Here is a 12,188-nt window from a genome sequence, read left to right on the forward strand (position 1 = left end):
CACCCCCGCCCCCCCCCCCCCAACCCCGTCCGACGCAATCATCGTGCTCCTAACAGCTTCCGCCAACGCCCCTCTCCACCACCGATCAGGCGGTCGCCAGCTCCCAATGTGAAAAAGATCCACCCCCCCGAGCCCGGGTCCGCCCGCCGCGGCCTTGGCCCCGTCGCTGGCGGCCTTGGCGGCCGCCGGTGCCACAGCTTTCGACAACGACAAAAAGTGGGTCGACATGCCGGTGGCGCGATACAGCATCGCCAGGGTGTTCTGGGCAGGGCTGGCGTATTCCGCCCACAGGTCGAACAACGGATTTTGTTCCAACAACTCCGGCAGCGACGGGAGGCCCGTATCGGACGCCGCCGGCGACGCGAGGTTCTGCAGCGCGCGGGGCACCGACGACAGCAGCCGCGACTGGGCCGACTCCGCGCCCGTACCGGCCGATGTGCCCCCGGCCTTGCTGACCGCCGCGGCCTGCAGCGCCCCGCCGGCGGGGTTGGTGGTCTGCGCCGGCTCGGTGAACGGCGTCACTCGGGCGGCCGGGGCGGTCTGGGCGGCATAGCCGTACATCGCACTGGCGTCTTGGGCCCACATCTCGCCGTATTGCGCCTCGAGTTGGGTGATCACCGGCGTGTTTTGGCCGAGGACGTTGGTCGCGACCGCCTGGGCCAGTTGGGCGCGGTTGGCCCCAATCAACTGGGGCGGCACCGTGGCGGTGAACGCCGTCTCGTAAGCGGCCGCCGCGGCACGGGCCTGCGTGGCGGCCTGTTCGGCTTGCGCGGCGGTGGTGCGCATCCAGGCCACATAGGGTCGGGCGGCCTCGGCCATCTGCGTGGACGCGGGCCCCAGCCACTCTTCGCTGGTGAGTTGCGTGATGACGGTGTCGTAGTCGGTGGCGGCCGAATCCAACTCGGCGGCCAGCAGATTCCACACCGAGGCCGCGGCCATCATCGACGCCGACCCGGTGCCGGCGTACATGCGCGACGAATGGATCTCCGGGGGTAAGGCACCGAAATCCAGCACTTCATCCCTCCTCAGCGGGACGCCGCGGCGTTGATGGCTTCGGTGGTCGCGTACGAGCCGGCGCCGAAGCCCAGCATGTTGACGAACATCTCGTGAATCGCGGTGGCCTGGGCCGTGACCGCCTGATACATCTGCGCGTGGGTAGCGAACTGAGCCGCGATCAGCGCCGAGACCTCATCGGCGGCCGGGGGGACCACTCCCGTCGTGGGCGCCGCCCCGGCTGCGTTTTGGGCGGCCAGCGCGGTACCGATGGCCGCCAAGTTGCGGGCCGCGGCCGATAACGCTTCGGGCTGGGTAGTCACGAACGACACGTTGGCTTCTCCTCAATGGTCCCGGTGTCGCGGCCCTCGCGAGCCGCTCGCCCGTGACGTTAGGCGCTGCGCGGACCGAAGTGCATCTCCAGCGACCATTGTTCACCTAGAAGTTCTGAATGTTCGTATGAGTGAACTTCAGAGTAAAAAAATCTACTCAAGTCTTCTTAAGTGGACTGATGTCGACCGTTGGTGAATAGTCGGGGGCGACCGCAGAAGGCGTCGCGTTCGCGACTGCGCAGCCGGCGATGCCGGGCGGCGTGGGTCCGGACAGCGAGGCCGTCGACCATGCGAGGGGACCAACTAGTGGATTACGGGGCGCTGCCGCCGGAAGTCAACTCTGGACGCATCTACCTGGGCCCGGGGTCGGGCCCGATGCTGGCGGCCGCGGTGGCTTGGGACGGGTTGGCCGCCGATCTGTACAGCACGGCGGCCTCCTACGGCGCGCTGATTTCCGACCTCGCCGGGCAGTGGTCGGGTCCGGCGTCGATGTCGATGACCGCGGCGGCCGCGCCCTACGTGGCGTGGCTGAGCGCCACCGCCGCGCGGGCCGAGCAGACGGCGGTCCAGGCCAAGGCCGCCGCCGGCGCCTATGAGGCGGCGTTTGCGATGACGGTGCCGCCGCCGGTGATCGCGGCGAACCGTGCCCAGCTGATGATGTTGATCGCGACAAACTTCTTTGGGCAGAACTTGCCGGCGATCGCGGCCACCGAGGCGCAGTACGCCGAAATGTGGGCCCAGGATGCCGCCGCGATGTACAGCTACGCCGCGGCGTCGGCGGGCGCGTCAACGTTGATGAGTTTCGATCCGCCGCCATCGACCACCAACCCGGCGGGTCCGGCCGGTCAAGCCGCCGCGGTCGCTCACGCCGCCGACACCAGCGCGTCGAGCTCCGGGCTGGCAAACCTCGGAACACTGTGGAACGGACTGCTAAACGGGTCGTCGGAGTCGTCCGGATCGGCGGTCTGGAAGAAGTTGGTGTCCATCTACAGCAACGACCTTGGCATCGTCTTCAACCACATGGGCGACTGGGAGCACATGATGAAGATCTGGGAAGGCGTGATGCCGGCCGCGGCCGGCGCCAGCACCGGCGCTCAGGCCATGGCGGGTGTGCCCGGCCTGGGTGGAGTCCTGGGCGGCGCCTCGACGTGGGCCGCTGCGCCCGCGGGGGTGTCGGCGCAGGTCGGCAACGCCGGCACCGTCGGTAACTTGTCGGTGCCGCGCAGTTGGGCCACGGCAACCCCGGCGGTCAGCCCAGCCGCCTCGGCCGCACCCGCCGGCGGGGCTTCGCCCGCGGCTCCGGCGCAAGGCCTGCTGCGGGGCATCCCGCTCACCGGTACGGGGGGCCGGCGTTCCGGCGGCGTCATCGGCCAGCAGTACGGGTTCCGGCACAACGTGATGGCGCGCCCGGTAGTGGGGGGATAAGCCCTCAGTAGGGCGGGACCGCTTGCGAGCGAGGACCATTGCCGGGCGTGAACCAGGCAAGCTTGCTCTGCCAGGAGCGGGCCGATCCGTAGGCGAACCCGGTCGCGCCCAGGCACGCGCACACCCAGACCGGCAGCGTGACGTCGACGCCCATCCAGGCCGTGCCGATCTGGATCACGTGCGCCGCGACGCCGAACCCCGCCGAGATCAGGTACAGGTCGACGGTCTCGGTGGAGCGGGGGTCCGCCCGCGCGATCAGCAGCACCCGCGCCGCGTAGGAGAGCAAGTAGATCAGCAGCCCGCCCAGCACCAACCAGTAGGCCTCGAGCCAGAAGTCGTTGACGGGGGCGGAGAACAGGTCGAGGTGATGGCTCTCGTCGGCGATGATGAACACCGCCAGCAGCAGCGGAATGCCCAGCCACAGCGGGCGCGCGACGTGCTTGCGCAGCAGCCCGCGCAGGTGGGTTTGGTTGACGAGGCGGGTCAGCGCGTGCTGGATGATCGCGGTCACCGCGAAGATCCAGCAGATGTGGCCGAGCAGGTGTTGGATGTTCCACAGTCCGAAGATGCGATGCAAGGGAGGCCCGAGGGCGGCGGCCGCCCAGTGCGACATCAGCAGCACCGCGCAGCCCTGCAGCGCGATGTTGAGGGTCGCGCCCGCCTCCCACCGGGAGCGCCAGGTGTCGCGGCGGATCCACAGGCTGCACAGGATCGCTACCAGGGTGGCGGTGACGAGTGCGGTCTTGATCATGGGCAGGGTGTTTCCCGGCTCTCCTATTTAGATGGGGGGTTTAGATGGGTGGGCTGGTGGGGTCGGGGCGAAGGTCGCGCAGTTTCGGCAGGTTGGGATCGGACTGGACGTACTGGGTGACCGCTTCCGGGTCGATCAATCCGAACCGAACCTGCAGGTCGACGGGGTTCAACCCGAAATACCGGGCGACTTTGATCAGGTTGTCGGCGGTGATCAGCCGATGCTCGCGCGCGGCCTTGTAATAGGCGGACTTGCGGTAGCCGAATGCCTCGTAGACCTCGGTGGCGGCTAGCGGTCTGCCCACCAGGTAGGGCAGAACCACCGCCGGGTCCTTGGCACTGTCGTCCATATTCGTGGACGATAGCCCCGTCTGGTGGACCGGGCAAAGCGGCGCGGTTACGTCACACCCAACGCGCGGTTACGCAGTAGTGACGGCGACCCCCGCGCCGAACGTGCATCCACGGCGGTGTTTTGAGCGATTTCCCGCCCTGAGTGCACGCTCGGCGCTGCGCCTCAGGAGAAGTCGCGGAAGGCCAAGGTGAAGCCGGCCACCGCGGTGATGGCCGCGACCCCGTAGCCGATCGCTGACCACCAGCTGGCGTGCAGATAGGCGGTGACCGCCACCATCGCGATGGCCAGGAAGACCAGCGCCATCCCGTACAGCGGCGGCTTGTCGGCGTTTCGATTGCGCTTCATCGCCCCTCCGAACCCGCCGGCTCGCCGATGGGCGGGAGATCGCCGTCCGGCGGCGGGGCGGGCGGCGAACTCGCCGCCACCCGGCGGCGGATCAGGTACCAGCCGCCGACCAGCGCGGGCAGCGCCAGGATCAAGGTGCCGGCAATCCAGGGACCGCGCTCCTTGTCGCTCAGCATCAGCACCAGCACACCGGCCAGAAACACCAGGGTGGCATACCCGCTGTAGGGCGCCAGCGGCATCCGGAACTGCGGGCGTGACATGAGCCCGGCGTGGGCCAGCCGGTGAAACTTGAGCTGGCAGGCCACGATCGTCGCCCAGGCCGCCATCACGCCCAGGGCGGCGATGTTGAGCACGATCTCGAAGGCCTCCTCCGGCACCACCGCGTTCAGCACCACCCCAAGCAGGCCGATCGCGGCGGTCAGCAAGATACCGCCGTAGGGCACCCCGTTCTTCGACAGCGGTGCGGTGAATTGCGGGCCGCTGCCGCTCATCGCCATCGAGCGCAGGATCCGGCCGGTGGAATACAGCCCGGCGTTCAGGCTGGAGAACGCCGCGGTGAGCACCACCACGTTCATCAGGGTGCCGGCACCGGTGAAACCGATCTTGGAGAAAAAGGTGACGAACGGGCTTTCGCCCTTTTGGTAGGCGGAGTAGGGCAGCAGCAGGGCCAGCAGCACCACCGAGCCGACGTAGAAGATCGCGATGCGGGCCACCACCGAGTTGATCGCGCGCGGCATGATCTTCTCCGGCTCCGCGGTCTCCCCGGCGGCGGTACCGACCAGTTCGACCGCGGCGTAGGAGAACACCACCCCCGAGGTGACCAGCACCAGCGGCAGCAGCCCGGTCGGCAGGAATCCGCCGTTGTCGGTCCACAGGCTCAACCCGGTGTCGCGGCCCTCGACCGGGAAGCGCCCGGCCAAGAACACGGTGCCGACCACCAGGAACGTCAACAGCGCCACCACCTTGATCAGCGCCGCCCAAAACTCCAGCTCGCCGAACAGCTTCACCGAGATCAGGTTCATCGCCACCACGATCACCAGGGCGATCAGCGCCAGGATCCACTGTGGGATCACCTGAAACGACCGCCAGTAGTGGAAGTAGTGCGCGATGGCGGTGGTGTCGACGATCCCGGTCATCGACCAGTTCAGGAAGTACAGCCAGCCCGCCACGAACGCCGTCTTCTCGCCGAAGAACTCGCGGGCGTAGGACACGAACGACCCCGACGACGCGCGGTGCAGCACCAGCTCGCCGAGGGCCCGCAAGATCAGGAACACGAACGCCCCGCAGATCCCGTAGACGAGGAACAGGCCGGGGCCGGCCGAGGCCAGGCGCCCGCCGGCGCCGAGAAACAAACCCGTGCCGATGGCGCCGCCGAGCGCGATCATCTGCAGCTGCCGGGGGTGCAGATCCTTGTGGTAGCCCTCGTCCTCACGGGTGAGCGGATCGGCTGCGGCCGAGCCGGGTGCGCTGGGAGCCATCGAGTTCCTGTCGTTGTGGATGCCGCAAAGGCTAGCCCACGGCGAACGATTTCCGGCGCGCGGAGGTGGGGCCCGCTGCTAGATTCGCCCGCACCGGACCTGCGTCGATGAGGGGGCACGCCATGGCGAGTTCTGACGGGCTGTTGTTCAATCCGAGCAGCTACGACATGGCAAAGCGACAACATCAAGGCCAAGGAACGCGCGGCGGCCCAACTCGAGGCCGGCGGGGTGATGGCGTTCGGGCTCTCCGAGCGCGAGCACGGCGCCGACATCTACCACACCGACATGCTGCTATCGCCCTCGGATGAGGACGGTGTCGCCTTCCGGGCGTCCGGCGAGAAGTACTACATCGGCAACGGCAACGTGGCCGGCATGGTGTCGGTGTTCGGGCGGCGCGCCGACGTCGACGGCGCCGACGGGTACGTGTGGTTCGTCGCCGACAGTGCACACGAGAACTATGAGCTGATCGGCAACGTCGTGCACGGCCAGATGTATGTCAGCAACTTCCGGCTCAACGACTACCCGGTGCGCGAGGAGGACATCCTGTGCACCGGGCCCGACGCGTTCTCGGCCGCGCTCAACACCGTCAACGTCGGCAAGTTCAACCTGTGCAGCGCCTCGATCGGGATGTGCGAGCACGCCTTCTATGAGGCGATCACTCACGCCAACAACCGCATCCTGTACGGCAACCCGGTCACCGACTTCCCGCACGTGCGGGCCAACTTTGTCGATGCATACGCCCGGCTGGTCGCGATGAAGCTGTTCAGCGACCGCGCCATCGACTACTTCCGCAGCGCGCACCGCGACGACCGCCGCTACCTGCTGTTCAACCCGGTCACCAAGTCCAAGGTCACCTCCGAGGGGGAAACGGTGGTGACCTTGCTGTGGGATGTGCTGGCCGCCAAGGGCTTCGAGAAGAACACCTATTTTTCCCAGGTGGCCCGGCTGATCGGGGCACTGCCCCGGTTGGAGGGCACGGTGCACGTCAACGTCGCGCAGATCCTGAAGTTCATGCCGAACTACCTGTTCAACCCCGCCGAATACCCCGCGATCGGCACCCGCCACGACCCGGCCGACGACGTGTTCTTCTGGGCGCAGGGCCCGGCGCGCGGCGCCTCCAAGGTGCAGTTCGCGGACTGGGCCCCGGTGTACGAGGACGCCCTGGACGTCCCCAACGTGGCGCGGTTTTACGAGCAGGCCAAGGCGCTGCAGGCGCTGCTGACCACGGCCGCCCCCGACGCCGACCAGCAGCGCGACCTGGACTTCGTTCTCGTCGTCGGGCACCTGTTCACGCTGGTCGTCTACGGCCAGCTGATCCTGGAACAAGCCGGCCTGATCGGCCTGGACCGCGACCTGCTGGATCAGATCTTCGACGTGCAGATCCGCGACTTCTCCGGGCACGCCATCGCGCTGCACGGCAAGGTCAGTTCCACACCGGAGCAACAGGAATGGGCGCTCTCTGCGGTGCGCAAACCGGTCACCGACACCGGCCGTTTCGACCGGGTGTGGGCGCAGGTCAAGGCCTACGATGGCGCATACGCGATGCGCCCGTAGGCCGTCCAGGGATCACCCGCCGCCGTTGAGCTGTTCCCGTAACGCCCGGATTTCACCCCGGAGTTCGGCGATGTCCGCGGCGGTGAGCTCCCGTGCCGTGCTGCCTGCTTCGTTGACGCGCTGGACGATCCAGGACGCGATGGTCGCGGTGATCACCCCCACCAGGCTCATGCCGCCGATCATCAGCAGTGCCGCAATGATCCGCCCGGCGACGGTGACCGGGTACACGTCGCCGTAGCCGACCGTGGTGACGGTGGTGATCGAACACCACAACGCGTTCCCGAAACTGTCGATCGTGGTGTTGGGATCGTGGCGCTCGGCCTGCAATTCGGCCAGGGAGGCCACGTAGACCAGCAGGACGGCGCCCGACACCGTGTAGACCAGGACGCGACCGCGGATGGCGTTACCGACGGCCCGCTGCAAGGCACTGAAAAGAATCACCAGGCGCACCAACCTCAGCGGTCGCAGCAGCGGGAGGGCAACCACGGCGAGGTCCAGCAGGTGTCGAACAAACCAGTGCCGCCGATTCGGTGCCAGCCACAGCCGGACGGCGTAGTCGATGGTGAACACGATCCACGACGCCACACCTAACAGGTGGCTGATGTGGGCGGCGGTGCGGTCCGACTGAGCGAGAACGTGGATCGAGTAGCTCGCCAGGAACATCAGGGCCACCGCCGCCAGCGGCCACTCCGCACGCCGCTCCCAACGATCCAGGATCGCTTGATCTTTCATGGCCGACAGTGTGCAACAGGCCGGCGTCGTGCCGAGAATCTGGGACGACAACTCGGCCGGGCGGTTAGTCGTTGATCGTCAAAGGCTGCCACGCCTGGCCAGCCAGACGCTCTCGAAGCGAAGGTCGGTCCTGGTGGCGAGGGTGTCGTAGTCGTGGTCGTAGTGCAGCACTCCGACGCCGTGCCGATCGGCCAACGCCGAGATGATGAGGTCGACTGGCGGAAGGCGATGGTGCCCGGCGCGGGCGAGTTGACGCTGCACGTCCACCGCGCGCGATTCGACTTCGGTGTCGATGTGCAGCATCGGCAAGGCCATCAGCTCATGCAGCAGTTCATCGTGATCCGCCGCGCTACGCGCCGAGTACCCGGCCTCGAGCAGGAACGGCAGGCAGACGCCGATGCGGCGGTGCTCGAGCGCGTCAGCGATCTCGTGCGCTCGCTGCTCCGCCAGCGCAGGTGATGTCAGGCGGACGAACGCCGAATTGTCGAGCAGCAACTCGACGCTCACCCACGCACCCATCCAGTCTGGCGTGCGCGTTCTGCGGCAGCGACCTCGACCGGAAGGTTGCGTGATCGTATTCGGTCGGCCAGCCGGCGCCGGAGCTTCGCATCGCTATCACGCGCGGCGCGGATTGATGCGAGCTTTGCCGCGGCGCCCAGCACCACAAGCTCGCCGAGGTCGACCCGGTCCGTGCCCTGCTCGCGGCGCAGCTCGTCCAAGGCCGCCTGCACGGGCGGCGTCTCGGTAATCGCATGTCGGCGACGAGTCGTAGGCACGCCGGTCAGTGTAACACCGGTGCGACACCAGCTGGTGGTGCGTTACGCGCTCCGGCCCTCGCGAGCCCGCTGCCCGATCCCGGTGGGCCACCAAAACCACGGCCCCAGCAGCCGGGCCAGCGGCAGCACCAGCAGGAGCCGGACGATCATCATGTCGAAGATCAACCCGACACAGATCGTCGAACCGGCCTGCCCGATGTTGACCACGTCGCTGGACAGCATCGCCAGCATGGTGCCGGCCAGCACGAAGGCCGCGGTGACCACCACGTTTCCCGAGCCGGCCATCGCGCGGATGACCCCGGTGCGGATGCCGCCGCCGAGTTCCTCCCGGTAACGGGACAGCAGCAGCAGGTTGTAGTCACAGCCCACCCCCACCAGCACGATGAAGGCGATCGGGATCGTCAGCCAATGCAGCTGGATGCCCAGCAAGGTCTCCCAGATGAAGCTGGCCAACCCCAGGCTGCCGGCGAAGGACAGGATCACCGTGATGAGCACGATGATCGAGCCGACCAGCGCCCGGGTGATGACCAGCACGATGATGAATACCAGGCCGAACGTCGCCATCATCATGATCATCAGGTCGTTGAACGAGAAAGCTTGGACGTCACGGTAATTCGACGATGCTCCGGCCCACAGCAGCTTGGCGCCGGACAGCGATGTGCCCTTGATGGCCTCCTGGGCGGCGGCCGCCGCGTGCTGCACCTGCCGGATGCCCTCCGGGCTCATCGCCTCCCCGTGGTGGAAGACCATGAACCGCGCGCCCTTGCCGTCGGGCGTCATCAGAACGCCCAGACCGGTTTTGAAGTCTTCGGTCCCGAAGGCGTCCGGCGGCAGGAAGAAGAAATCATCGTTCTTCGCGTTGTCGAATGCCTGCGCCATGTCGATCATCGGGTGGATCATCGTCTCCAACTGCGGCACGATGCTGCTCATCGTGCTCTGCAGCGCCAGGGTCAGCGACTGCATCTTCGCCATGTGCTCGGCCAAGCCCTGCAGGCTGGTCACCATCTGCGGGGTCACCGTGTCGACGATGGCCAGGCCGTCGGTGAGCGCCGCGATCTCTGCGTCGAATTGGTCGACGCTGTCCGACAGGTCGTGCACCGAGCGCAGCGCCCAGCAGATCGGGATGTCGTAGCAGTGCGGCTCCCAGTAGGTGTAGTTGCGCAGCGGCCGGATGAAGTCGTCCACGTCGGCCATCCGGTCGCGGGCCTGGTCGGTGATGGCCTGCAACCGTCGGGAGGCCTCGTAGGACAGGTGGGTGCCCACCGACAACCGGCGGGTCGCCTCCTCCATCTGCTTCGTCGACTCCAGCGTCGCGCCCATGTTGGCCGCCAGCGTGTCCATGTCGGCGATGCGATCCCGCAGAAAGCCGATGTTCTCACCGATCTTGGTGCCCATCGACCCCATGGCGTAGGGCAGCGACGCGTGTTCGAGCGGCCGGCCGTTGGGGCGGGTGATGCCCTGCACCATCGCGATACCCGGGGTGCGGAACACGTTCTTGGCGATCCGGTCCAGGCTGATCATGTCGGTGGTGTTGCGCATGTCGTGGTCGGCCTGCACAAACAGCACATCGGTGGACAGTTGGCTCTTCGGGAAATGCCGGTCGGCGGCCACGTAGCCCTTCACCGATTCGACACTGGGCGGGGCGAAGTCGCGGTCGTTGTAGCTCACCTTGTAGGTGGCGAGATTCAGGATGCACAGCGGCAGCACCAGCGCGGCGATCGCCATCACCGGGATGGGCCAGCGCGCGATCACCGTGCCGAGTTGGCGCCAGATCGGACTCGTCGGCCGGGGCTCCTCCAGGTATTTGATCTTGCTGCCCAACGTGAGCAGGGCCGGCCCCAGGGTCAGCGCCGCCGTGACGGCGACGATCATCGCCACGAAGCACGGCGGACCCAGGGTCCGGAAGTAATTCAGCTTGGTCAGGCTCAGACACAGCGTCGCCCCGGAGATGGCCGCACCCGACCCCAGGATCACGTGCGAGGTGTTGGCGACCGAGTCGTAGTACGCGGCTTCCCGGTCCAACCCTTTGCGGCGCGCCTCGTGGTAGCGGCCGAGGTAGAAGATGCCGTAGTCGGTCGCCACCCCGAGCACCAGGCCCACCACCATGTTCATGGCGAACGACGAAATGCCGATCAGGTGGGCGCCGACCAGGAAGGAGACGACGCCGCGCGTCGTCGCCAACGTGACCAGCACCCCCGCCAGCGGGATCAGCGCCCGCGTCACCGACCGGTAGGCGATCAGCAGCATCGTGACGATGATGATGATCGTCACGATCGTCAGCGTCACCATGCTTTCGTCGGCCGCGCTGAGGGTGTCCGACGCCAGCGGCGCCGGCCCGCTGACATAAACCGAAAGACCGTCCGGCTTAGGGATTTTCGCCACGATGTCGCGGATGGCCTCGATCGAATGGTTCGACGCGGCGTCACCCAGATCGCCGGTGGGGCGGATCGTCAGCGTCGCGGCCTGTGCGTCGGCGCTCTGCTGACCGGACATCGTGGTCGGCTTGCCCCACAGGTTCAGCAGCGACTGGACGTGCTTTTTGTCGTCGAGTAACCGGCGGACCAGCTCGTCGTAGTAGCGGTGGTCCTGTTCACCGAGTTTGCGCCCGCGGGTTTCCAGCAGGATGACGCCGGCGCTGGTGTAGTCGGATTCGCCGAACGCGCGGCCCTGCAGGATCGCCGCCTGCGACGACGGTGCGTCGCGCGGCACCATGGCCTCGGCGTTCTCCGCGGTGTTCTTCTCGATGGTCGGCACGAAGATGTTGGTCACCGCGGCGGCCAGCACCCAGAACAGCACGATCGGGACGGCCAGCTTGCGCAGCACCCGGGCCGCCCGCGGGCGCTTGACCGGGTGGTCGGTGGGCGCGTCCGCCTCGGACGCCGCGGCGGTCATGCCGCGGTCACCGTGCAGGCCGCCGCGGCGGCGGCGTGGGCAACGGTGCGTTCGTCGCGGACCTCGCCGTTGACGAGGATGCGGCACCCCACCGAGCTGCCGTCGACCTGGGTGACCAGGCTCAACGTCACCGCCGGCGACGTCGTCGTCTCCGTGTACGACCACGGCAGCGAGGTCAGGGCGACCTCGATCGGCGCCCCGTCGAGGTCGGCGTAGACGACCTTGCCGGCGCCGCCCAGGTCGCCGAACACCTGGTAGGTGACGTTTTTCGGGTTGATCGGGACGACGGTGGGCGCAATGGTGTCGGTGGCCGGCGGGTAGCTGATCGCCTCGGACATGCTCCGAACCCTGCTCACCCCGAACGCGACGAAGGCGAGCACGACGAGGATCGCCACCGGAAGCCACAGCTTGCGGGCGATCGATCGGACACGTCGTCGCTTCGGTGGTGTGCTCACACGGTCGTCTCCTCGAGGAGGGAGTCAAAATATCCTCGCAGAGACCGCGCCCAGTAACCGCGTAACCAGCGTGACTTTGGAGAAGGGAACAAAACCGGTGACCC

Annotated in this window: 12 protein-coding genes and 1 pseudogene; 2 read left to right on the forward strand and 11 right to left on the reverse strand. The window is 67.4% G+C overall.

Annotated features, from left to right (window positions below; translation table 11 throughout):
* Together BKN37_RS09115 and BKN37_RS09120 are read right to left on the reverse strand one after the other, a co-directional pair.
* Window positions 1–1,014: PPE family protein (locus BKN37_RS09115; protein ID WP_108772702.1), on the reverse strand; the 1,014-nt coding region annotated here is incomplete at its 3' end.
* 11 nt (window positions 1,015–1,025) lie between these two features.
* Window positions 1,026–1,325, reverse strand: coding sequence for a PE family protein (locus BKN37_RS09120; RefSeq protein ID WP_071024670.1), 300 nt, complete (start codon window positions 1,323–1,325; stop codon window positions 1,026–1,028).
* Between the two features lie 306 nt (window positions 1,326–1,631).
* Here BKN37_RS09120 and BKN37_RS09125 point away from each other — a divergent pair, with 306 nt between their 5' ends.
* Window positions 1,632–2,750 (forward strand): PPE family protein, encoded by a 1,119-nt coding sequence (locus BKN37_RS09125; protein WP_071024672.1) that lies wholly within the window; start codon window positions 1,632–1,634, stop codon window positions 2,748–2,750.
* Window positions 2,751–2,754: 4 nt separating this feature from the next.
* Here the strand turns inward: BKN37_RS09125 and BKN37_RS09130 are convergent, their stop codons facing one another.
* The 4 genes from BKN37_RS09130 to BKN37_RS09145 all read right to left on the reverse strand — a co-directional run bounded on the left by BKN37_RS09130 (window position 2,755) and on the right by BKN37_RS09145 (window position 5,675).
* Entirely contained in the window at window positions 2,755–3,501 is a 747-nt protein-coding gene (locus tag BKN37_RS09130) for a hypothetical protein (protein WP_071024674.1), read from the reverse strand.
* A 40-nt stretch (window positions 3,502–3,541) separates the two neighbouring features.
* A complete protein-coding gene (locus BKN37_RS09135) occupies window positions 3,542–3,850 on the reverse strand; it encodes a helix-turn-helix domain-containing protein (RefSeq protein WP_071024677.1) in 309 nt (102 codons plus the stop codon).
* Between the two features lie 164 nt (window positions 3,851–4,014).
* Window positions 4,015–4,197, reverse strand: coding sequence for a hypothetical protein (locus BKN37_RS09140; RefSeq protein WP_071024679.1), 183 nt, complete (start codon window positions 4,195–4,197; stop codon window positions 4,015–4,017).
* Window positions 4,194–5,675, reverse strand: a complete 1,482-nt coding sequence (locus BKN37_RS09145; RefSeq protein ID WP_071024681.1) for an amino acid permease — start codon at window positions 5,673–5,675, stop codon at window positions 4,194–4,196. Before BKN37_RS09145 ends, BKN37_RS09140 begins: the two co-directional genes overlap by 4 nt.
* A 168-nt stretch (window positions 5,676–5,843) precedes the next feature.
* On the opposite strand from BKN37_RS09145, the pseudogene BKN37_RS09150 reads away from it, so the two are divergent.
* Window positions 5,844–7,229, forward strand: a pseudogene (locus BKN37_RS09150) (acyl-CoA dehydrogenase family protein); the annotation flags it as partial.
* 12 nt (window positions 7,230–7,241) lie between these two features.
* Here the strand turns inward: BKN37_RS09150 and BKN37_RS09155 are convergent.
* From BKN37_RS09155 to BKN37_RS09170, 5 genes are all read right to left on the reverse strand, one after another.
* Window positions 7,242–7,961, reverse strand: coding sequence for a potassium channel family protein (locus tag BKN37_RS09155; protein WP_071024683.1), 720 nt, complete (start codon window positions 7,959–7,961; stop codon window positions 7,242–7,244).
* A 78-nt stretch (window positions 7,962–8,039) separates the two neighbouring features.
* Entirely contained in the window at window positions 8,040–8,468 is a 429-nt protein-coding gene (locus BKN37_RS09160) for a PIN domain-containing protein (RefSeq protein ID WP_071024731.1), read from the reverse strand.
* The gene (locus tag BKN37_RS29530) at window positions 8,465–8,680 is read right to left on the reverse strand and encodes a hypothetical protein (RefSeq protein WP_207547224.1); all 216 of its coding nucleotides are present in this window, start codon (window positions 8,678–8,680) and stop codon (window positions 8,465–8,467) included. Before BKN37_RS29530 ends, BKN37_RS09160 begins: the two co-directional genes overlap by 4 nt.
* Before the next feature lie 99 nt (window positions 8,681–8,779).
* Window positions 8,780–11,629, reverse strand: coding sequence for an MMPL/RND family transporter (locus tag BKN37_RS09165; protein ID WP_071024685.1), 2,850 nt, complete (start codon window positions 11,627–11,629; stop codon window positions 8,780–8,782).
* On the reverse strand, window positions 11,626–12,036 hold the full coding sequence (locus tag BKN37_RS09170) for an MmpS family transport accessory protein (protein WP_083341684.1): 411 nt from the start codon (window positions 12,034–12,036) through the stop codon (window positions 11,626–11,628). Before BKN37_RS09170 ends, BKN37_RS09165 begins: the two co-directional genes overlap by 4 nt.
* Window positions 12,037–12,188 lie beyond the last annotated feature (152 nt).

Origin of the sequence: Mycobacterium talmoniae (assembly GCF_001854525.1) — a bacterium.
GTDB lineage: Bacteria > Actinomycetota > Actinomycetes > Mycobacteriales > Mycobacteriaceae > Mycobacterium > Mycobacterium talmoniae.

Excerpts from the sequence above, each read along its gene's own strand:
- BKN37_RS09155 (WP_071024683.1), bottom strand. The coding sequence starts at position 7,961 with ATGAAAGATCAAGCGATCCTGGATCGTTGGGAGCGGCGTGCGGAGTGG.
- BKN37_RS09165 (WP_071024685.1), bottom strand. The coding sequence starts at position 11,629 with ATGACCGCCGCGGCGTCCGAGGCGGACGCGCCCACCGACCACCCGGTC.
- BKN37_RS09130 (WP_071024674.1), bottom strand. The coding sequence starts at position 3,501 with ATGATCAAGACCGCACTCGTCACCGCCACCCTGGTAGCGATCCTGTGC.
- BKN37_RS09140 (WP_071024679.1), bottom strand. The coding sequence starts at position 4,197 with ATGAAGCGCAATCGAAACGCCGACAAGCCGCCGCTGTACGGGATGGCG.
- BKN37_RS09145 (WP_071024681.1), bottom strand. The coding sequence starts at position 5,675 with ATGGCTCCCAGCGCACCCGGCTCGGCCGCAGCCGATCCGCTCACCCGT.
- BKN37_RS09135 (WP_071024677.1), bottom strand. The coding sequence starts at position 3,850 with ATGGACGACAGTGCCAAGGACCCGGCGGTGGTTCTGCCCTACCTGGTG.